Annotated in this window: 19 protein-coding genes; 17 read left to right on the forward strand and 2 right to left on the reverse strand. The window is 60.6% G+C overall.

All coding sequences use genetic code 11. The features are described from left to right. Positions 1–7: 7 nt before the first annotated feature. The 8 genes from L6D63_RS12515 (at position 8) to L6D63_RS12550 (ending at position 7,181) form a co-directional block, all read left to right on the forward strand. Complete coding sequence (locus L6D63_RS12515) at positions 8–193, forward strand: Trm112 family protein (protein WP_003174668.1); 186 nt, start codon at positions 8–10, stop codon at positions 191–193. Next, complete coding sequence (kdsB, locus tag L6D63_RS12520) at positions 190–954, forward strand: 3-deoxy-manno-octulosonate cytidylyltransferase (protein ID WP_047295688.1); 765 nt, start codon at positions 190–192, stop codon at positions 952–954. Before L6D63_RS12515 ends, kdsB begins: the two co-directional genes overlap by 4 nt. Continuing rightward, positions 954–1,418 (forward strand): low molecular weight protein-tyrosine-phosphatase, encoded by a 465-nt coding sequence (locus tag L6D63_RS12525; protein WP_047295686.1) that lies wholly within the window; start codon positions 954–956, stop codon positions 1,416–1,418. The genes kdsB and L6D63_RS12525 overlap by 1 nt, the downstream gene beginning before the upstream one ends. Next, a complete protein-coding gene (murB, locus tag L6D63_RS12530) occupies positions 1,415–2,434 on the forward strand; it encodes a UDP-N-acetylmuramate dehydrogenase (protein WP_047295684.1) in 1,020 nt (339 codons plus the stop codon). The genes L6D63_RS12525 and murB overlap by 4 nt, the downstream gene beginning before the upstream one ends. 391 nt (positions 2,435–2,825) lie before the next feature. After that, positions 2,826–3,296, forward strand: coding sequence for a (2Fe-2S)-binding protein (locus tag L6D63_RS12535; protein ID WP_047295682.1), 471 nt, complete (start codon positions 2,826–2,828; stop codon positions 3,294–3,296). Continuing rightward, complete coding sequence (locus tag L6D63_RS12540; RefSeq protein ID WP_131671686.1) at positions 3,293–5,614, forward strand: xanthine dehydrogenase family protein molybdopterin-binding subunit; 2,322 nt, start codon at positions 3,293–3,295, stop codon at positions 5,612–5,614. Before L6D63_RS12535 ends, L6D63_RS12540 begins: the two co-directional genes overlap by 4 nt. Further along, on the forward strand, positions 5,614–6,594 hold the full coding sequence (locus L6D63_RS12545; protein ID WP_131671685.1) for an XdhC family protein: 981 nt from the start codon (positions 5,614–5,616) through the stop codon (positions 6,592–6,594). The genes L6D63_RS12540 and L6D63_RS12545 overlap by 1 nt, the downstream gene beginning before the upstream one ends. After that, positions 6,591–7,181: a nucleotidyltransferase family protein gene (locus L6D63_RS12550; protein WP_131671684.1), complete on the forward strand. Its 591-nt coding sequence runs from the start codon at positions 6,591–6,593 to the stop codon at positions 7,179–7,181. The genes L6D63_RS12545 and L6D63_RS12550 overlap by 4 nt, the downstream gene beginning before the upstream one ends. A gap of 149 nt (positions 7,182–7,330) precedes the next feature. On the opposite strand, the gene rne is transcribed toward L6D63_RS12550, so the two are convergent. Beyond that, positions 7,331–10,555: a ribonuclease E gene (gene rne, locus L6D63_RS12555; RefSeq protein ID WP_131671683.1), complete on the reverse strand. Its 3,225-nt coding sequence runs from the start codon at positions 10,553–10,555 to the stop codon at positions 7,331–7,333. Positions 10,556–11,254: 699 nt separating this feature from the next. Between rne and rluC the strand changes: the two genes are divergently transcribed. From rluC to sppA, 3 genes are read left to right on the forward strand one after another with little or no spacing between them, the layout of a single operon-like run. Further along, positions 11,255–12,217 carry a 23S rRNA pseudouridine(955/2504/2580) synthase RluC gene (gene rluC, locus L6D63_RS12560; RefSeq protein WP_007950779.1) on the forward strand — a complete coding sequence of 321 codons (963 nt, stop codon included), beginning with the start codon at positions 11,255–11,257 and terminating at the stop codon, positions 12,215–12,217. Continuing rightward, entirely contained in the window at positions 12,204–12,866 is a 663-nt protein-coding gene (locus tag L6D63_RS12565) for an HAD-IA family hydrolase (protein ID WP_047295670.1), read from the forward strand. The genes rluC and L6D63_RS12565 overlap by 14 nt, the downstream gene beginning before the upstream one ends. Positions 12,867–12,890: 24 nt before the next feature. Beyond that, complete coding sequence (sppA, locus tag L6D63_RS12570) at positions 12,891–13,880, forward strand: signal peptide peptidase SppA (RefSeq protein WP_027612352.1); 990 nt, start codon at positions 12,891–12,893, stop codon at positions 13,878–13,880. 86 nt (positions 13,881–13,966) lie between these two features. Here the strand turns inward: sppA and L6D63_RS12575 are convergent, their stop codons facing one another. Further along, a complete protein-coding gene (locus L6D63_RS12575; RefSeq protein WP_047295667.1) occupies positions 13,967–14,545 on the reverse strand; it encodes a Maf family protein in 579 nt (192 codons plus the stop codon). Positions 14,546–14,650: 105 nt separating this feature from the next. Between L6D63_RS12575 and L6D63_RS12580 the strand changes: the two genes are divergently transcribed. The 6 genes from L6D63_RS12580 to acpP all read left to right on the forward strand — a co-directional run bounded on the left by L6D63_RS12580 (position 14,651) and on the right by acpP (position 18,641). Next, positions 14,651–15,178, forward strand: coding sequence for a YceD family protein (locus L6D63_RS12580; RefSeq protein ID WP_003204262.1), 528 nt, complete (start codon positions 14,651–14,653; stop codon positions 15,176–15,178). Positions 15,179–15,191: 13 nt separating this feature from the next. Further along, entirely contained in the window at positions 15,192–15,374 is a 183-nt protein-coding gene (gene rpmF / locus L6D63_RS12585) for a 50S ribosomal protein L32 (RefSeq protein WP_003179396.1), read from the forward strand. 4 nt (positions 15,375–15,378) lie between these two features. Beyond that, positions 15,379–16,389: a phosphate acyltransferase PlsX gene (plsX, locus tag L6D63_RS12590; RefSeq protein ID WP_080963300.1), complete on the forward strand. Its 1,011-nt coding sequence runs from the start codon at positions 15,379–15,381 to the stop codon at positions 16,387–16,389. Between the two features lie 123 nt (positions 16,390–16,512). Continuing rightward, a complete protein-coding gene (gene fabD / locus L6D63_RS12595) occupies positions 16,513–17,451 on the forward strand; it encodes an ACP S-malonyltransferase (protein ID WP_047295663.1) in 939 nt (312 codons plus the stop codon). Positions 17,452–17,467: 16 nt separating this feature from the next. Continuing rightward, a complete protein-coding gene (gene fabG, locus L6D63_RS12600) occupies positions 17,468–18,208 on the forward strand; it encodes a 3-oxoacyl-ACP reductase FabG (RefSeq protein ID WP_007967600.1) in 741 nt (246 codons plus the stop codon). A 196-nt stretch (positions 18,209–18,404) separates the two neighbouring features. Next, positions 18,405–18,641 (forward strand): acyl carrier protein, encoded by a 237-nt coding sequence (gene acpP / locus L6D63_RS12605; RefSeq protein ID WP_236170338.1) that lies wholly within the window; start codon positions 18,405–18,407, stop codon positions 18,639–18,641. Positions 18,642–18,688 lie beyond the last annotated feature (47 nt).

The following is an 18,688-nucleotide window of genomic DNA, read 5'->3' on the forward strand; positions in this document are numbered from 1 at the left end:
AATGTTCATGGACACCAAATTGCTCGATATCCTCGCGTGCCCGATCTGCAAAGGCCCGCTCAAGCTCAGCGCCGACAAGACCGAACTGATCAGCAAGGGCGCCGGTCTGGCCTATCCGATCCGCGACGGCATCCCGGTGATGCTCGAAAGCGAAGCGCGCACCCTGACCACTGACGAGCGTCTGGATAAATGACCACTGCTTTCACCGTTGTCATCCCGTCGCGCTACGCCTCGACCCGCCTGCCGGGCAAACCGCTGCTGGATATCGCCGGCAAGCCGATGATCCAGCATGTCTGGGAACAGGCGAGCAAAAGCAGCGCCAGCCGCGTGGTGGTTGCGACTGACGATGCGCGCATCGTCGAGGCCTGCAAGGCGTTCGGCGCGGAAGTGGTGCTGACCCGTGAAGATCACAATTCCGGCACCGATCGTCTGGCTGAAGTCGCCGCCAAACTGGGCCTTGCGCCGGACGCGATCGTGGTCAACGTGCAAGGCGATGAACCGTTGATCCCGCCAAGCGTGATCGACCAGGTCGCCGCCAACCTCGCGGCCCACACCGAAGCGCGCATGGCCACGCTGGCCGAGCCGATCGAAGACGTCGAAACCCTGTTCAACCCCAACGTGGTCAAGGTCGTCAGCGACATTAACGGTCTCGCGCTGACCTTCAGTCGCGCCACCTTGCCGTGGGCCCGCGATGCTTTCGCCAAGAGCCGCGACGTGTTGCCCGAAGGCGTGCCGTACCGTCGCCACATCGGCATTTATGCCTACCGCGCCGGCTTCCTTCAGGACTTTGTGAGCTGGGGCCCGTGCTGGCTGGAAAACACCGAATCGCTGGAACAGCTGCGTGCTCTGTGGCATGGCGTACGGATTCATGTGGCCGATGCGTTGATCGCGCCGCCAACCGGGGTCGACACCGTTGAAGACCTCGAGCGCGTTCGTCGCCTGCTGGAGGCCTGATGCGCGTTCTGTTCGTGTGCCTGGGCAACATCTGCCGGTCGCCCACCGCTGAAGGCGTGTTACGCCACAAACTGCGCGCAGCGGGGCTGGAAAATCAGGTCGAAGTGGCCTCCGCCGGCACCGGTGACTGGCACGTCGGCAATCCGCCGGACAAACGCAGCCAGGCCGCAGCCAAAGTGCGGGGTTATGACCTGTCAGCGCAACGCGCGCAGCAGGTCAGCCGTGCCGATTTCGCCAGTTACGACCTGATTCTGGCCATGGACCACAGCAACCTGCGCAACCTCAAGGCCCTGCAGCCGTCCACTGGCAAGGCTGAACTCGATCTGTTTTTGCGGCGTTACGCCGGTGTGGTCGATGAAGTGCCGGATCCGTACTACGACGGCGATCAGGGCTTCGAGCAGGTACTGGACCTGATCGAAGCGGCGTGTGACCAACTGTTGATCGAAGTGAAGGGCCGGTTATGAGTTTGCAGCTTCAATCACAGGTTTCGCTGAAACCGTTCAACAGTTTTGGCGTCGATGTTCGCGCGCAGTTGTTTGCCGAGGCCCACAGCGACGCCGACGTCCGCGAAGCGCTGGCCTATGCGTCTGCCCATGACGTGCCGTTGCTGGTGATCGGCGGCGGCAGCAACCTGCTGCTGACCGCAGACATTCCGGCGCTGGTGCTGCGCATGGCGACCCGAGGCATTCGGCTGATCAGTGACGACGGCAACCGTGTAGTGATCGAAGCCGAAGCCGGCGAGCCGTGGCATCCGTTCGTGCAGCACACGCTGGCGCAGGGTTTTTCCGGTCTGGAAAACCTCAGCCTGATACCCGGCACTGTTGGCGCGGCGCCGATGCAGAACATCGGCGCCTACGGCGTTGAGATCAAGGATGTGTTCGCCGGGCTGACCGCGCTGGACCGCCAGACCGGCGAACTGCGCGACTTCAGCCTGGAGGAGTGCAACTTCGCCTACCGCGACAGTCTGTTCAAGCAGCAGCCGGGACGTTGGCTGATCCTGCGGGTGCGCTTCAAGCTTGATCGTGTCGCGCATCTGCATTTGGAATACGGCCCGGTGCGCCAGCGCCTGACCGAGCAGGGCATTGAGCAACCAACGCCGAGCGACGTCAGCCGCGCAATCTGCAGTATCCGCAGCGAAAAACTGCCGGATCCGGCGGTGCTCGGCAATGCCGGCAGTTTCTTCAAGAATCCACTGGTATCGGCTGCACTGGTCGAGCAGATCAAGGCGCAACACCCGGATCTGGTGGCCTATGCACAGCCGGACGGGCAGGTGAAACTGGCGGCCGGTTGGCTGATTGAGCGCGCCGGTTGGAAAGGTTTTCGCGAGGCTGATGCCGGCGTGCATAAATTGCAGGCGCTGGTGCTGGTCAACTACGGCACCGCCACCGGCCTGCAATTGCTGGAGCTGGCGCAACGCATCCAGAAAGATATTGCCGAACGTTTCAATGTCGAACTGGAAATGGAGCCGAACCGTTATTGAGGCTACGCTTCAAGTCGGTATCCAAAGCCCTGCACTGAGCGAAAGTGCAGGGCTTTTTTGTTAACGGTGGGTTAACTTAGCCAGCTAACGATAACCGTCATTTGCTCCACCCAAGGCCCGGTGCAGACGTTCGCGTCGGCACAAGAGAGCCATGGTTAATACAGATCAGTAAGCAGTGTTCTCTGTGGCGAGGGAGCTTGCTCCCGCTGGACTGCGTAGCAGACCCTGCCTGAAAACCGGGCCGCTACGCGCTCCAGCGGGAGCAAGCTCCCTCGCCACAGGTTCAGTGTTCGGCTTCACTGATGTGTATTGGCCCATTAGCCTGAGTCGATCTGCGTGAACCACCGCCAGTTCTGCTCGACCCCATAACCACTAATATGCGGGCGTGCCCATGATTACCCTGAAACTAAACGGTCAAGACCATTCCCTCGATGTCACGGAAGACATGCCGCTGTTGTGGGCTATTCGTGATGTCGCCGGTTACAACGGCACCAAATTCGGCTGCGGCATGGGCCTGTGTGGCGCCTGCACCATTCATATCGACGGCTTGCCGGCGCGCAGTTGCATCACGCCGATCGGCTCGGTGATCGGGCAGAACGTCAGTACCATCGATAACCTGCACGCCGATCCGGTCGGGAAAGTCGTTCAGCAAGCCTGGCTCGACAGCGCTGTGGCGCAATGTGGTTTCTGTCAGGGCGGGCAGATCATGTCTGCCACGGCGTTGCTTAAAACCAATCCGGATCCGAGCGACGAGCAGATCGAAGAAGCGATGGTCGGCAACATTTGCCGGTGCGGCACGTATAACCGGATCAAGACCGCGATCCGTCAGGCCTCGACTCACCTGAAGGAGGCCAAGGCATGAGCCGCTTGCCGAACGATTTCGCCCTGAGCAATCTCAGCCGCCGCGGTTTTCTCAAAGGCGTCGGCGCCACGGGCGCATTGGTGCTGGCCGCGAGCTGGGGCTGGCAGGATGCATTGGCTGAAGACGCGCCGAAGAAGTTTGGCGCTGATGGCATGCCCAACGGCTGGATTGACGATCCCAAGGTTTACGTGAGCATTGCCGCAGATGGCACGGTCACCGTGGTCTGCAATCGTTCGGAAATGGGCCAGGGCGTGCGCACCAGCCTGACCATGGTGGTCGCCGATGAACTGGACGCCGATTGGGCCAGGGTCAAAGTGCAGCAGGCGCCGGGCGATGAAGTGCGGTTCGGCAATCAGGACACTGACGGTTCACGCAGCATGCGGCACTGGTATGAACCGATGCGCCGTTGCGGCGCGGCGGCCCGGACCATGCTGGAACAGGCAGCTGCCGCGCAGTGGCAGGTACCCGTAGGCGAGTGCCATGCGCAGTTGCACAAAGTGCTGCACATACCGTCCGGCCGCGAGCTGGGTTACGGCGAACTTGCCGCGGCAGCCAGTGCGCTGGCGGTGCCAGCCCGTGACAGCTTGCGCTTCAAGCAGCCGTCGGAGTTTCGCTACATCGGCAAGGAAGGCACCAAAGCCATTGACGGTGCCGACATCGTCAACGGGCGCGCGGTGTATGGCGCCGACGTGCATTTCGACGGCATGCTCTACGCGACCATCGCCCGTCCGGCGGTGTATGGCGGCAAGGTCAAGTCGCTGGATGACAGCGCCGCGCTGAAGGTTCCGGGTGTGCTGAAGGTCATGCAGATCGAGAGCCGTCCACTGCCTTCGGAATTCCAGCCGCTGGGCGGCGTTGCGGTGATTGCCAGCAATACCTGGGCGGCGATCAAGGGCCGCGAGGCGCTGAAGATCGAATGGGACGACGGGCCCAACGCCAGTTATGACTCGATCGCTTACCGCAAAGCGCTGGAAGCGGCGTCGCGCAAACCCGGCAAAGTGGTGCGCAATACCGGTGATATCGACAAGGCGTTGAGCGGCGCTGCCAGTAGCCTCGAAGCCTCCTATTATTTGCCGCATCTGGCCCAAGCACCGATGGAGCCGATGGTCGCCATCGCTCGCTACGACAAAGGTGTGTGTGAAGCGTGGGCGCCGAGCCAGGCGCCGCAGGTGACTCGTGAACGCATCGCCGAGCGTCTGGGGCTGCCGTTCGACAATGTCACCTTCAACGTCACGCTGCTCGGTGGTGGTTTCGGCCGTAAATCCAAGCCGGATTTCGTCGTCGAAGCGGCGATCCTTGCCAAGGAGTTCCCCGGTAAAGCGGTGCGAGTGCAATGGACCCGCGAAGATGACATCCATAACTCGTATTTCCACACAGTGTCCGCCGAGTATTTGAAGGCGGCTGTCGGCAAGGACGGCATGCCGTCCGGCTGGCTGCACCGTACCGTGGCGCCGAGCATTACCGCGCTGTTTGCGCCGGGCATGAACCATGAAGCGGCGTTCGAATTGGGCATGGGCTTTACCAACATGGCCTACGCGATTCCCAACGTGCGCCTGGAAAACCCCGAAGCCACGGTGCATACCCGGGTCGGCTGGTATCGCTCGGTGTCGAACATTCCTCACGGGTTTGCGATTCAGAGTTTTGTCGATGAACTGGCGCACAAGGCCGGTATTGATCCGCTGAAGTATCAGATCAAGTTGCTCGGCCCGGATCGGCAGATTGACCCGCGCACCCTGAGCGAGGAGTGGAACTACGGCGAATCCCCCGAGCGCTACCCGATCGACACCGGACGCATGCGCACGGTACTGGAAACTGCGGCCAAGGCTGCCGGTTGGGGACGTCAGTTGCCCAACGGCCGTGGTCTGGGTCTGGCGGTGCATTACAGCTTCGTCACCTATGTGGCGGCGGTGATCGAAGTCGAGGTCAAGGACGACGGTACGCTGATCGTGCACAAGGCTGACATCGCCGTCGATTGCGGGCCGCAGATTAACCCGGAACGCATCCGCTCGCAGTTCGAAGGCGCCTGTGTGATGGGCCTGGGCAACGCGGTGCTGGGTGAAATCAGCTTCAAGGACGGCAAGGTCCAGCAGGACAACTTCCACATGTACGAAGTGGCGCGCATGTCGCTGGCGCCGAAGGCAATCGCGGTGCATTTGGTGACGCCGCCGGGCGATGTGCCATTGGGTGGTGTTGGTGAACCCGGCGTACCACCGATTGCGCCGGCGCTGTGTAACGCCATCTTCGCTGCCACCGGCCAGCGCATCCGCAACCTGCCGGTGCGTTATCAGTTGCAGGGTTGGCAAAAGGCGCAAGCGTGATGGACAGCGCCGATCTCAACGTTCTGCGCAGCGTGCTCGAATGGCGCCGCGCCGGGCAGCGAGTGGTGCTGTTCAGCGTGGTGCAAACCTGGGGCACCGCGCCCCGGGCGCCGGGTGCGATGCTCGCGTTGCGCGAGGACGGCGTGGTGATTGGCTCGGTGTCGGGCGGTTGTGTCGAGGATGACTTGATCGCCCGTCTGCACGACGGGCGCATCGCCAGCGACGGACCACCGGTGCAACTGATTACCTATGGCGTCACCCGCGAGGAGGCTGCGCGCTTCGGCTTGCCCTGTGGCGGCACGTTGCGTCTGACCGAAGAGCGGGTCGCTGATCCGGCGTGGGTCGCCGAATTGCTCGCGCGGTGTGAAGCGCATGAAATTGTCGCCCGTGAGCTGAACATCGAAACCGGTGAAGTGGTGCTATCAGCGGCGAGCAAATCCGATGTGCTGGCATTCGACGGCAAGACCCTGCGCGCCATTTATGGCCCGCGCTGGCGTCTGCTGTTGATTGGCGCCGGGCAGCTGTCGCGCTACGTGGCGGACATGGCCCGGCTGCTGGATTTCGAAGTGCTGATTTGCGATCCGCGTACCGAGTTCGTCTACGGTTGGGAAGAGCATCACGGGCGCTTTGTTCCGGGCATGCCGGATGACGCTGTACTAAGCATTCAGACGGACGAACGCACAGCCATCGTCGCGCTGACCCACGACCCACGTCTGGATGATATGGCGTTGCTTACGGCGCTCGATTCGCCGGCCTTCTATGTCGGCGCACTCGGTTCGCGGGTCAACAGCCAGAAGCGCCGGGACAATCTGGCTCAGTTAGGCTTGTCAGAATCAGCCATTGCGCGATTGCATGGGCCGATCGGTCTGCACATCGGCAGCCATTCACCGGCGGAGATTGCCCTGTCGTTGTTGGCGGAGATTGTGGCGATCAAGAACGGCGTCGAGTTGAAACAGAAAAACGTTAGGGACAAGCCATGAGTCAATCCATTGCAGTGATCGTATTGGCAGCGGGCGAGGGCAGTCGCTTTCGTGAAGTTGCCGGTGCCGACAAGGACAAGCTGCTGGCCGATTGCACCGGACGCGACGGTGCGGTGCGTTCGGTGATCGAGCAGGTGTTGCTGAGTCTGCCGGCCAATCTCGACAAGCGGGTGCTGGTGACCACTGACGCACGGCCGCAGGCGATGCGCATGGCGCAGGCTTATGGCTGCGATGTGGTCTCGATTGAATCGACCGGAATGGGTGACAGCATTGCGGCAGGCGTTGCGGCTTGCCCGGACGCCGATGGCTGGCTGATCGTGCTGGGGGATATGCCGTTTATCTTGCCATCCAGTATTGAGCGGGTGGTGGCGGCGATGGCTGACGACGCTGTGAGCGTACCGGTGCAGGACGGCGAGTTTGGCCATCCGGTGGGTTTCGGGCGTTCATACGGAGCGGGGTTGCAGGCGCTGACCGGTGATCGCGGTGCCAGGCCGTTGTTCAAGCAGGGGCGGGTGGTGGAAGTGGCGGTGGATGATCCCGGGGTGGTGTGGGATATCGATGTGCCAGAAGCGTTGGTTTTTAGATAACAGCAAGATCAAAAGATCGCAGCCTTCGGCAGCTCCTACACAGGTCTCCTGTAGGAGCTGCCGAAGGCTGCGATCTTTTGATCTTCTAAATGGAATAAAAAAGCCCCGCCAGGTTTTCACCCGGCGGGGCTTTTTATCGGCTTTCGGAATCAGACGAGCGGTTTAGGCTCGTGTTCTTTTTCCTCGGCCTCTTGGTGATGCTCGACCGCGTCCTGAACGGAGCGTGGTGCTTCGGCGATGACCGATTCAACCACGGCTTCTTCAGTCACGGCAGCAACCTCGACCACTTCAGCAGCCGGAGCAGCAGCGGCAGCCAGTTCGGCTTCCTTCTGCAGGCGCTCGGCTTCACGCTTGCGGCGACGCACTTCACGTGGGTCGTTTGGCGCACGGCCGTTTGGCGTAAGGGCGCTGACCGGTGCGGCTTCAACCACTGGAGCAGGCTCTTCGGCCACCACAGGTGCTTCAGCGACTGGCGCTGGAGCAGGTGCAGCGGCTTCGACCACTGGCGCGGCAGCCTTGGCTTCTTCAACCACTGTGGCTTCAACGACTGGCGCTGGCGTTTCAGCCACCGCAGGCTCGGCAACCCAGTTGAACGCGGTCTGTTCTTCGCGAACTTCACGCACGGTTTCGGTCACGGTTTCAGCGACGGTTTCAGCAACCGGCTCTGCGGCCACGACTGGCGCTTCAACCGCCGGAGCAGGTTCGGCAGCGACGTCAGCTTGAGGCTGAGCTTCGCGAACCGGCGCGACTTCGACTTCCGGAGCAGCAATCACTTCCACCGGGGTAGTGGCCTCAACAACCGGCGCTTCCACTGGAGCGGTTTCCTGAACAGCGGCGGTCGCGCGTTCAGCTTGCTCGTGAGCCTGTGCTTCGGCCGGAGCGCTGATCACGCTGCTGGCAACAGCGGCGGTCACGGCCAGGCCGGCAGCCAGATCGGCAGCGCTTGGAGCAGCGGCGTTTTCGCCGGACTCGGATTCTTCCGAACCTTCGATCACATTGCCGTTGGCATCACGCTGACGCTCGCGACGGTTGCTGCGACGACGCTGACCACGGGAGCGACGACGTGGACGATCGCCTTCGGCGTTGTCCTGACCGTCTTCCGGCAGTTGCTCTTCGTTGGTGTTCACTTCTTCTTCAGCGACGGCAGCAGCGGCCTGCTCGGCGCGCGGTTGACGCTCTTCACGCGGCGGACGCGGTGCGCGTTCTTCGCGTGGCTGACGGGCCGGACGCTCTTCTGCGACCACGGCAGCAGTGGCAGCCGCTACGGGTGCAGCCGGAGCGGCGTCCAGAGGCTCGCGCAGTTCACGCACGCGCTCTTCACGCTCGCCACGTGGCTTGCGGTCTTCGCGTGGAGTACGTGGCGCACGTTCTTCACGCGGAGCGCGTGGAGCACGTTCTTCGCGAGCGGCTGGCGCCTCGGTACGGGCTTCACGTGGCTCGCGGACTTCACGGGCTTCACGTGGCTGACGCTCTTCACGCGGCTCGCGTGGGGCGCGTTCTTCACGCGGTGCACGTTCTTCGCGCGGCTTGCGCTCTTCATCGCGGCGACCGTTACGGTTGCGGCTCTGCTGACGACCGTTGCGACGTTCTTCGTTGCGGGCCGGACGCTCGGTGGCCGGTTTTTCAACGACGACCGGTGCGGCTGGCTCTTCTTTGGTAGCGAACAGGCTGACCAGTGATTTCACCAGACCCTTGAACAGGCTTGGCTCTGGCGCGGCAACCGGAGCCGGCGCAGCGGCGGGCGCGGCGACTTCGGTCGGCACTGGCGCGTTGGCGCGGGCCGGAGCAGTCTTGACCGCGGCTTCCTGGCGAACCAGGGTGCGGGTCGCAGCGGCTGGCTGGACTTCTTCGACTTCGGCAGCGGCGGCAGCGATTTCGTAGCTGGACTGGTTGGTCGCGGCTTCCGGGCTGTCGTCACGCAGACGCTGAACTTCGAAGTGCGGGGTTTCGAGGTGATCGTTCGGCAGAATGACGATACGGGCACGGGTGCGCAGTTCGATCTTGGTGATCGAGTTGCGTTTTTCGTTGAGCAGGAACGCGGCGACCGGGATCGGCACCTGAGCGCGCACTTCGGCAGTGCGGTCTTTCAGGGCTTCTTCTTCGATCAGGCGCAGGATTGCCAGCGACAGCGATTCGACGTCACGGATGATGCCGGTGCCGTTGCAGCGCGGGCAGACGATGCCGCTGCTTTCGCCCAGGGATGGACGCAGGCGCTGACGGGACATTTCCAGCAGGCCGAAGCGCGAAATGCGGCCGATCTGCACGCGAGCGCGGTCGGCTTCCAGGCATTCGCGGACTTTCTCTTCCACGGCGCGCTGGTTCTTGGCCGGGGTCATGTCGATGAAGTCGATGACGATCAGGCCGCCGATGTCGCGCAGGCGCAACTGACGGGCGATTTCTTCGGCGGCTTCAAGGTTGGTCTGCAGGGCGGTTTCTTCGATGTCGCTGCCTTTGGTGGCGCGCGCCGAGTTGATGTCGATGGACACCAGGGCTTCGGTCGGATCGATAACGATGGAACCGCCGGAAGGCAGTTCGACGACGCGCTGGAAAGCGGTCTCGATCTGGCTTTCGATCTGGAAACGGTTGAACAGCGGCACGCTGTCTTCGTACAGCTTGATCTTGCTGGCGTACTGCGGCATCACCTGACGGATGAAGGTCAGGGCTTCGTCCTGGGCTTCAACGCTGTCGATCAGCACTTCGCCGATGTCCTGGCGCAGGTAATCGCGGATGGCGCGGATGATCACGTTGCTTTCCTGGTAGATCAGGAATGGCGCGGAGCGATCCAGCGAGGCTTCTTTGATGGCGGTCCACAGTTGCAGCAGGTAATCGAGGTCCCACTGCATTTCTTCGCTGCTGCGGCCCAGGCCGGCAGTGCGCACGATCAGGCCCATGTCGGCCGGTGCAACCAGACCGTTCAGCGCTTCACGCAGTTCGTTGCGTTCTTCGCCTTCGATGCGACGGGAGATACCGCCGGCACGCGGGTTGTTCGGCATCAGCACGAGGTAACGACCGGCCAGGCTGATGAAGGTGGTCAGGGCAGCGCCCTTGTTGCCACGTTCTTCTTTTTCGACCTGAACGATGACTTCCTGGCCTTCGCTCAGGACGTCCTTGATGTTGACGCGGCCTTCGGGGGCTTTCTTGAAGTATTCGCGGGAGATTTCTTTGAGGGGCAGGAAGCCGTGGCGCTCGGAGCCGAAATCGACAAAGGCAGCCTCAAGGCTTGGTTCGATGCGAGTGATACGGCCTTTGTAGATGTTGGCCTTCTTCTGCTCGCGTGCACCGGATTCGATGTCCAGGTCGTAGAGGCGTTGGCCATCTACCAGTGCAACACGCAACTCTTCGGGTTGAGTTGCGTTAATCAGCATTCTTTTCATGTAGTACCGTCGGTTTCCGGGCTGCCGGAAACGGCGTTCGGCACACACGACTTCTCACGGTCGGTGTCAGGTGCGTCGGGAGTGGTTGGCCATTCCCGTGTCCAGCGATGTCAGGCCAATTGGGCCGATATCGCGACGTACGCGTCCTGCTTGCTGTGGCTACTTAAGCACTCAGTCAGGAGGAGGAATCAACCAGCGGCTGTGGACGAGATGAAGCGTCTTGATAAAGCCTATTGCTACACAGTCCGGCGGTTGTGCATCTCCACCCTACACGTATCCCTGATAATTCGGGTGCTGCCGCGCGCAGAATCCGCAGCGGGTTGGCATTTACCGTGAGCTCCGAAAGGGGAGGTCACGCATCATGGCTAATTCAGGCGATGTTTCCGAAGCCTTCGCTCGGGGTCATCTGCAGCTGACTGCACTTTGTGAACTGGCCTCGAATATGTGCCTGTCAGGCGAGTGAAAACTCTGCTCGACGGTGTAATTCAGGCCTCATGTCACCTGCGCTTGTTACAACTGCAAACTCCACCGTTACGTAGCGAAAGCCCCGTAGGACGGCCTCGCGTCCTGGTGAATTGCGTTGGTCAGGGCCGGTTTTTGACCGTGGTTCCGCTGTCCAGGCCGCTTTTGGCGGCGTTCGCGACTATAGCAGCAATGATTAAGTGCTTCAATTCCATAAAAATTGTTATCATCCGCGGCATGACAACTACTGCCCCTTCGACTCCAGGCGTTCAACTGCTTGAAGTCTCGCCGGAGTATGCCGGCCAACGAATCGACAATTTCCTCCTTGCCCGGCTCAAAGGCGTGCCCAAGACCTTGATTTACCGCATTTTGCGTAAAGGCGAAGTGCGTGTGAACAAGGGGCGGATCAAGCCCGAATACAAGCTGCAGGCCGGCGATATCGTGCGCGTGCCGCCGGTTCGCGTGCCTGAGCGCGACGAGCCGGTGCCATTGGCTCAAGGCCTGTTGCAGCGTCTGGAAGCCTCGATTGTCTACGAAGACAAAGCCCTGATCGTGATCAACAAGCCCGCCGGCATTGCGGTTCACGGCGGCAGCGGCTTGAATTACGGGGTGATCGAAGCCTTTCGTCAGTTGCGTCCCGATGCCAAGGAGCTGGAGCTGGTTCACCGTCTCGACCGTGACACTTCCGGCCTGCTGATGATCGCCAAGAAGCGCAGCATGTTGCGTCACTTGCACGCGGCATTGCGCGGTGACGGTGTCGACAAGCGCTACATGGCACTGGTGCGTGGCAATTGGGCGACCTCGATCAAGCAAGTCCGCGCGGCACTGGGTAAAAGCAACCTGCGCTCCGGGGAGCGCATGGTCGAGGTCGACGAGGAGGAGGGCAAGGAGTCGGTGACCGTGTTCAAGGTCCTGCGCCGCTTTGGCGACTTTGCCACCCTGATCGAAGCCAAGCCGATCACCGGGCGCACCCACCAGATCCGCGTCCACACCTTGCACGCCGGGCATTGCATTGCCGGCGACACCAAGTACGGCGATGACGGTTTCAGCAAGGAAATCCGTGATCTGGGCGGCAAGCGCCTGTTCCTGCACGCCTACATGCTGACCGTGCCGCTGCCCGATGGTGGTGAACTCAAGCTGCAAGCCCCCGTCGATGAAATGTGGGCCAAGACCGTGGAGCGATTGAGTGCGCCCATCTGATTACAAGCTGCTGATTTTTGATTGGGACGGCACCCTCGCCGATTCCATTGGTCGGATTGTCGAGGCGATGCATTCGGCGTCCACGCGTTCCGGTTTCGAGTTGCGCGATGATTTTGCCGTCAAGGGCATCATCGGTCTGGGCTTGCCCGAGGCAATACGTACCTTGTACCCGGACATCAGCGATGCCGAAATGACCCTGTTTCGCGAGTATTACGCCGATCATTACATCGCGGCAGAAGCTGTGCCTTCGCCGCTGTTCGAGGGTGTGGTCGAGTCGATGGCGTCGTTTCGTGAGCAGGGTTATCACCTGGCGGTCGCGACCGGCAAGAATCGTCGTGGACTGGACCGGGTGCTCAAGGCCAATGGCTGGGAAGATTATTTCGATATCACCCGCGCTGCCGACGAGACCGCGAGCAAGCCGCATCCGTTGATGCTTGAGCAAATTCTCGCGCATTGCGACGTGCGGCCCGAGCAGGCGCTGATGGTCGGGGATTCGTCCTTCGATCTGCTGATGGCGCGCAACGCGGGCATGGCGTCGGTGGCGGTCAGCTACGGCGCGCAGTCGATCGAGTCGCTGCAGCAGTTCGAGCCGCGCCTGTCGATCAACCGTTTTAGTGAATTGCACGCCTGGCTGGGGCAGCAGGCTTAATACGTTTTTGCTGGGGTACAGCGCATGACCGACGAATGGAAAGCACCGGCCAAGGCAAGTGCCGACGACGGTGACGAGAAAAGCTGGAAGCTGCTGGAAAAGACTTTGCTGGCCAGTGTGCAGGAGCAGCGTCGCTCGCGGCGTTGGGGGATTTTCTTCAAGCTGCTGACATTTGTTTACCTGTTTGTTGCGCTGATCCTGTTCACGCCGCTGATGGACATGGAGAAGAGCGCCACCCGTGGCCCGAACTACACTGCGCTGATCGACGTCACCGGCATGATTGCCGACAAGGAGCCTGCCAGTGCCGACAACATTGTCGGTAGCCTGCGAGCAGCCTTCGAGGACAAGAAGGTCAAGGGTGTGATCCTGCGGATCAACAGCCCTGGCGGCAGTCCGGTGCAATCGGGTTATGTGTATGACGAGATCAAGCGTCTGCGCGGCCTGCATCCGGATACCAAGGTGTATGCGGTGATTTCCGATCTCGGTGCGTCCGGTGCCTATTACATCGCCAGTGCGGCGGATCAGATCTATGCCGACAAAGCCAGTCTGGTCGGTTCCATTGGTGTGACGGCGGCCGGTTACGGTTTTGTCGGCACCATGGACAAGCTGGGCGTCGAGCGTCGCACCTATACGTCGGGTGAGCACAAGTCGTTCCTCGATCCGTTCCAGCCGCAGAAGCCTGATGAGACTGCGTTCTGGCAGACCGTGCTGGACACCACGCACAAGCAGTTCATCAATAGCGTCAAGCAGGGGCGTGGCGATCGCCTGAAGGATAAAGAGCATCCGGAGCTGTTCTCCGGGCTGGTCTGGTCTGGCGAGCAGGCGCTGCCGCTGGGTCTGATCGATGGTTTGGGTAATGCCAGTTCGGTGGCGCGGGATGTGATTGGCGAGAAAGAGCTGGTGGATTTCACCGTGCAGGAGTCGCCGTTCGACCGCTTCTCGAAAAAGCTTGGTGCCAGTGTGGCTGAGCAGTTGGCGATGTGGATGGGGTTCCACGGGCCTTCGTTGCGCTGATTCGTTGTAAAGATCAAAAGATCGCAGCCTGCGGCAGCTCCTACAGAGATCAATGTAGGGGCTGCCGCAGGCTGCGATCTTTTGCTTTAAGGGATTTGCACGCCTTCGGCCAGCAACATGTCGATCAGGCGAATCAGTGGCAGGCCGATCAGGCTGGTGGCGTCAGGCCCCTCGGTGGACTGAAACAGGCTCACCCCCAACCCTTCGGCTTTGAAACTGCCGGCGCAGTCGTAGGGCTGCTCAAGGCGCAGGTAGCGCTCGATGCGTCCTTCGTCGAGCTGGCGCATGTGTACGGTAAATGGCACGCAGTCGACTTGGCAGTGACCCGTCTGGCTGTTGAGCAGGGCCAGGCCGGTGAGGAAGGTTACGCTAGCGCCGCTGGCCGCCAGCAGTTGCTCGCGAGCCTTGTCGAAGGTGTGCGGCTTGCCGATGATCCGTTCGTCGAGCACTGCGACTTGGTCTGAGCCGATAATCAGATGAGTGGGGTGGCTGGCGGCCAGTGCCCGGGCTTTCTGTTCGGCGAGGCGCTTGACCAGTTCGATGGCGGATTCGCCCGGCTGGTGGCTTTCGTCGATATCCGGCGAGCTGCAGACGAACGGCAGGTGCAGACGGGCGAGCAATTCACGGCGATAAGTCGAGCTCGAAGCAAGTAATAAAGGCAGCATGGGCGTCTCCTGAGGCAGACGCGAATTCTAGCGGAGGCACGCAAGTGACGGACAGGGCACAATTTCCTTTGACATGGGTGGGGGCATCCCTATAATGCTGCGCCTATGTTGAATGACCCGATTCCACCTCACGTTGACCCGCGCAAATTGGCTGACCGTGGCACCACCCTTCAAGGTGAACTGCTGCTGGCCGATTTGAAGAGACTCTGCGACCCGCTTTCCGACGATGTCGGTACGGTGCAGGCCAAATTCGTTTTTGAGCGAGATGAACGTAAATCTGTGGTGATCCACAGTTTTATCGACACCGAAGTCAAAATGGTTTGCCAGCGTTGTCTTGAGCTGGTCACCCTGCCGATCCACAGCGAATGCAGTTACGCTGTTGTGAAGGAGGGTGCGAATACCCAGTCGTTACCGAAAGGTTATGACGTGCTGGAACTGGGCGAAGATCCATTGGATCTGCAGTCACTGATCGAGGAGGAGCTTCTGCTCGCCTTGCCCATTGTGCCTGCTCATCATCCGGAAGAATGCCAGCAGCCGGCGGGAGCAGATGAACCCGAACCGAGCGAGGACGAGGTAACGCGGTCCAACCCGTTCAGTGTATTGGCGCAGTTAAAGCGTGACCCAAACGTTTAGGAGTTAATCAATTATGGCTGTTCAGCAGAACAAAAAATCCCGCTCTGCCCGTGACATGCGCCGTTCGCACGACGCTCTCGAGGCTAGCACCCTGTCTGTAGAAAAAACCACTGGTGAAGTTCACCTGCGTCACCACGTATCGCCAGAAGGCGTATACCGTGGCCGTAAAGTGATCGACAAGGGCGCTGACGAGTAATCACTTGTCCGCTCAAGTCATCGCGATTGACGCAATGGGCGGGGACTTCGGTCCCCGCAGCATTGTTCAGGCCAGCCTTGCTTGCCTTTCTGCTACGCCCTCGCTGCACCTGACCCTCGTCGGTCAACCCTCCCTTCTTGAAGAACTGATCAACGGCCAATCGGCTGCCGATCGCGCGCGCCTGACGATTGTCCCGGCGTCTGAAGTCATCACCATGGACGAAAAGCCGACCCAGGCCTTGCGTGGCAAGCCGGATTCGTCGATGCGTGTCGCCCTGGAGCTGGTGCGTGACGGCAAGGCCCAGGCCTGTGTCAGCGCCGGCAATACCGGGGCGTTGATGGCGCTGTCGCGTTTCGTGCTCAAGACCTTGCCGGGGATTGACCGGCCGGCGATGGTGGCGGCGATTCCGACGCAGAAGGGCTATTGCCAGTTGCTCGATCTGGGCGCCAACGTCGATTGCAGCGCCGAGCATCTGTTGCAGTTCGCGGTGATGGGCTCGGTGGCGGCGCAGACGCTGGGCATCGCCCGGCCGCGTGTCGCGTTGCTGAATATTGGCACCGAAGACATCAAGGGCAATCAGCAGGTCAAATTGGCGGCGACCCTGCTGCAGGCGGCGCGCGGCATCAACTATATCGGCTTTGTCGAGGGCGATGGTTTGTATCGCGGCGAGGCGGATGTGGTGGTCTGTGACGGTTTTGTAGGCAATATCCTGCTCAAGTCCAGCGAAGGCCTGGCGACGATGATCGCTGCACGCATCGAGGCCTTGTTCAGGAAAAACTTCGCTTCCCGCGTAGTAGGTGCTCTGGCCCTGCCATTGATGAAACGTCTGCAAGCGGATCTCGCGCCTGCGCGACATAATGGCGCAAGTTTCCTCGGCTTGCAGGGCATCGTGGTGAAAAGTCACGGTTCGGCCGGGGTTCAGGGCTTTCAGAGTGCGATTCAGCGCGCGCTGATCGAGATTCAGGAGAACCTCCCCGAGCGCCTCCACGGTCGTCTGGAGGATTTGTTGTCTTAGGCGTTTTCGTCGGACAATGCTTAAATGTGACCGCCCGGTTCAAAGGGCCATCCAACTGTCAGTTTCTTGCGTCCCCCGGTGGGGCGTCACTTTCCGACGACAAGATCATTAGGGGCTTGTTACATGTCTGCTTCCCTCGCATTCGTCTTTCCAGGACAGGGTTCGCAGTCCCTCGGCATGCTGGCCGAGCTGGGCGCGGAACATCCGCTGATCCTCGAAACTTTCAAAGAAGCCTCTGAGGCTCTGGGCTATGACCTGTGGGCATTGACCCAGCAAGGCCCGGAAGAGCTGCTCAATCAAACCGATAAAACCCAACCGGCCATTCTGACCGCCTCGATCGCCCTGTGGCGTTTGTGGCTGGCTGAAGGTGGCGCGCGTCCGGCATTCGTTGCCGGTCACAGCCTGGGTGAATACAGCGCGCTGGTTGCTGCCGGCAGCCTGAGCCTGGCTGATGCGGTGAAACTCGTTGAGCGCCGTGGCCAGCTGATGCAGGAAGCCGTTCCGGCCGGGCAGGGTGGCATGGCCGCCATTCTCGGTCTGGAAGACGCTGATGTGCTGGCCGCCTGTGCTGAAGCGGCGCAAGGTGAAGTGGTCAGCGCGGTGAACTTCAACTCGCCGGGCCAGGTGGTGATTGCCGGTGCCAAGGCTGCCGTCGAGCGTGCCATTGAAGGTTGCAAGGCCCGTGGTGCCAAGCGTGCCATGCCGTTGCCGGTGAGCGTGCCGTCGCACTGCGAGCTGATGCGTCCGGCGGCCGAGCGCTTTGCCGAATCCATCGCTGCCATCGACTGGCAGGCACCGCAGATCCCGGTCGTACAGAACGTCAGCGCGCAAGTGCCGGCCGATCTGGAAACCCTAAAGCGTGATCTGCTCGAGCAACTGTACAAGCCCGTTCGCTGGGTTGAATCGGTCCAGACCCTGGCCGCCAAAGGCGCCACCAGTCTGGTCGAATGCGGTCCGGGCAAAGTCCTGGCCGGTCTGAACAAACGTTGCGCCGAAGGCGTTTCGACTTCCAACCTCAATACCCCAGACGCTTTCGCTGCCGCCCGTGCAGCGCTGGCCTGAATCAGGAGAAACTTGCATGAGTCTGCAAGGTAAAGTTGCACTGGTCACCGGTGCAAGCCGCGGTATCGGCCAGGCCATCGCACTGGAACTGGGTCGTCAGGGCGCCATCGTTGTTGGCACTGCGACCTCCGCCAAAGGCGCCGAGGCCATTGCTGCCACCCTGAAAGAGCATGGTATCCAGGGCACGGGTCTGGAACTGAACGTCACCAGCGACGAATCGGTCAGCGCGGTGCTGGCGAGCATTCAGGAGCAGTTCGGTGCGCCGGCAATTCTGGTCAATAATGCTGGCATCACCCGCGATAATCTGATGATGCGCATGAAAGACGATGAATGGTACGACGTGATCGATACCAACCTGAACAGTCTGTATCGCCTGTCCAAGGGCGTTTTGCGTGGCATGACCAAAGCGCGCTGGGGCCGAATTATCAGTATTGGCTCGGTGGTGGGTGCCATGGGCAACGCAGGCCAAGTAAACTATGCAGCCGCCAAGGCCGGTCTGGAAGGTTTCAGCCGTGCGATGGCGCGTGAAGTCGGTTCGCGTTCGATTACGGTCAACTCGGTAACCCCAGGGTTCATCGACACCGATATGACCCGCGAACTGCCGGAAGCACAGCGTGAAGCCTTGCAGACGCAGATTCCGCTGGGTCGTCTGGGGCAAGCTCAAGAGATCGCTTCGGTGGTCGCTTTTCTTGCATCCGACGGTGCGGCATACGTCACTGGAGCTACAATCCCGGTGAACGGTGGGATGTACATGTAAGTAAAATGTGACGGATTGCTTCAAAAAAATGTCATACGAGCTGTCTAAAATCCGTTATAAAGCTGCAATCTATTTATAGGCAGAGGGCCGCAGGGTTTGAGGAGTGAAGCTTTCAGTTGAAAAGCTGAAAAGCCTTTCTATACACTTACCCACTGGCCAGCTGCCTGAATTTGTCCATTAGGAGTGAAAACAAGGTATGAGCATCATCGAAGAGCGCGTCAAGAAAATCGTTGCCGAGCAACTGGGTGTTAAAGAAGAAGAAGTGGTCAACACTGCTTCCTTCGTTGAAGACCTGGGCGCCGACTCCCTTGACACCGTTGAGCTGGTGATGGCTCTGGAAGAGGAATTCGAGACCGAAATCCCTGACGAAGAAGCTGAGAAGATCACTACTGTACAAGCTGCAATCGACTACGTTACTAGCCACCAGGCGTAATAGTTTGTAATCGTTGTCTGCTGTCATGGAAAAACCGCACTGCCATC

Origin of the sequence: Pseudomonas parakoreensis (assembly GCF_021602155.1) — a bacterium.
GTDB lineage: Bacteria > Pseudomonadota > Gammaproteobacteria > Pseudomonadales > Pseudomonadaceae > Aquipseudomonas > Aquipseudomonas parakoreensis.